This window comes from Brachyspira catarrhinii (genome assembly GCF_005518285.1).
Lineage (GTDB): Bacteria > Spirochaetota > Brachyspiria > Brachyspirales > Brachyspiraceae > Brachyspira > Brachyspira catarrhinii.
This window is the reverse complement of the sequence record NZ_SJDU01000505.1, coordinates 1-1381: the sequence shown is the minus strand read 5'-3', so window position 1 is coordinate 1381 and position 1381 is coordinate 1. Positions and strand designations below refer to the sequence as shown.

Sequence of the window (1381 nt, the reverse complement as noted above, 5' to 3'; positions counted from 1 at the left end):
AATCATAACTGGACGAATAAGCTTGCGCATTTTGAATGCATATTAAACGAGATAAGACAAAATAATATAAGCGATATGGACGAAAATGATAAAATCGTTTATTTAGGCTCTGGAACTTTCGGAATAATACAGGAAAGACAAAACGGAAAAAAATCCAAATTATTCGTGCGAAAGAGAATAAATTACGAGAACAGAAAAGTTAAAAAAGTCGAGGATGACGCGGACCCAGAAGAAGAGGAGCTTTTTAATGTATGATAAATTCGGAAAATATTCCTAACGGTTTTTTTTCTTCAGCGTTAAAATCGGGAATAAAAAATAACGACTATGACCTTGCCATTATTAAAAGCGAGCCTTCGAGCGTTGTGTCCGCTTTATATACTCAAAATAAATTTCAAGCGGCTCCGATAATATTTTCAAAGAAGAACGATAAAAATAAAATAGATTTGCTTATGGTAAACAGCGGAGTTGCAAATTCTTTAACGGGGAAAAAAGGCTATGATAATGTTTTGAATATCGCGGATTTTGCAAGTAAATTTTTTAAGTGTAAAAAAGAAAATATATTAACCGCTTCTACGGGAATAATCGGAGTTCATTTAGATATTGAAAAAATAAAAAATGCGATTAAAAAATCTTCGTTAAATAAAGGTTTCGACAATATTGTAAAAGCTATACAAACGAGAGATAAATTCGATAAAGTATATTCGACAAAATTAAATATCGGAGACAAAATAGCAAATTTTTACGCCATTGCAAAAGGAACTTCTATAATTCATCCAAATATGGCTACCGTTTTATTGTTTATATTTACCGATTTAAATATTGAAAAAGAAGCCTTAAATAAAGCATTTAGAGTATCGATAGATAAAACTTTAAATAGAATTTCAATCGATGGCGAAACTTCCACAAACGATACGGCTATAATAATGGCTAACGGTTTGGCGGATAATAAAATCATAACTGAAAAAGATAAAAAATCATTTAAATTATTAAAAAATAAACTTGACGAAATATGCGCAAATCTCTCTAAAATGATTGTATTGGACGGAGAGGGAATTACAAAAACGATTATAGTGTCCGTCAAAAGAGCGAAAACTCAAAAAGACGCTTTTGAAATAGCAAAATCTGTGGCAATCTCGAATTTGATTAAAATATTATTTATATCTTTAAGTCCGAATTACGAAAAAATCCTTTCTACTGTAGGAAATACGAATATAAATATAAAAAATCTTTCGCTTTCGGTAAACGGAATAAATATATATAAAAACGGAGAGCTAAATAATAATAAATCGGATATTAACAGATTAAGAGAGAGTTTCAATAAGGAAAGAAAAGAGCATTCGATAATTTTGGACTGAAAGATATAAATAATATTTTAATCAAA

General features: G+C 29.5%; 2 protein-coding genes. Both read left to right on the top strand.

Annotated features, from left to right (window positions below):
* The coding region (locus EZH24_RS11885) for a hypothetical protein (RefSeq protein ID WP_137999288.1) at window positions 1-255 on the top strand (255 nt) is incomplete at its 5' end.
* Window positions 252-1355: a bifunctional ornithine acetyltransferase/N-acetylglutamate synthase gene (locus EZH24_RS11880; protein ID WP_137999287.1), complete on the top strand. Its 1104-nt coding sequence runs from the start codon at window positions 252-254 to the stop codon at window positions 1353-1355. The genes EZH24_RS11885 and EZH24_RS11880, both read left to right, overlap by 4 nt.
* Window positions 1356-1381 lie beyond the last annotated feature (26 nt).

Excerpts from the sequence above, each read along its gene's own strand:
- EZH24_RS11880 (WP_137999287.1), top strand. The coding sequence starts at position 252 with ATGATAAATTCGGAAAATATTCCTAACGGTTTTTTTTCTTCAGCGTTA.